The following is a 472-nucleotide window of genomic DNA, read 5'->3' as shown; positions in this document are numbered from 1 at the left end:
CACTATTGCTGCTCGGCGCTAGTGTGCTGCGCGGCCTCTTCACCATGGTGCAGAACTATTACAGCGAAGCCGTCGGCCATCACATCGGCTACGAGCTGCGGCTGGCCTGCTACGAGAAAATCCAGCGTCTCTCTTTCAGCTTTCACGACACCGTGCATTCCGGCGACCTGATCACCGTCGGCCTGCTCGATCTCGAAGGCGTGCGCATGTATTTCTCGACAGCGCTCGTCCGGATGATCCTGCTGTCGATCCTGATCGGCATCGGCGCCTATATGCTGCTGTCGACCGATGTCCTGCTCGGCCTTCTGGCGCTGAGCTTCGTGCCCTTCGTTGGCTGGTGCTCCTCGGTGACGCAGCTCAGGCTACGTGCCACCTGGCTCGACCTGCAGGAGCGGCTTTCGGTGCTGACCCGCATCATGGAGGAGAATCTCGGCGGCATCCGCGTCGTGCGCGCTTTTGCCGCCCACGAACA

Annotated in this window: 1 protein-coding gene; it reads left to right on the top strand. The window is 61.7% G+C overall.

Annotation, left to right across the window (positions count from 1 at the left end; translation table 11 throughout):
- Positions 1 to 472 (top strand): ABC transporter transmembrane domain-containing protein (locus VSR72_RS44050; protein WP_342958423.1); only part of this gene is annotated, 472 nt, incomplete at both ends.

It is taken from the genome of Paraburkholderia sp. JHI869, from assembly GCF_038900775.1.
GTDB lineage: Bacteria > Pseudomonadota > Gammaproteobacteria > Burkholderiales > Burkholderiaceae > Paraburkholderia.
This window is presented reverse-complemented; position numbering and strand designations above follow the sequence as displayed.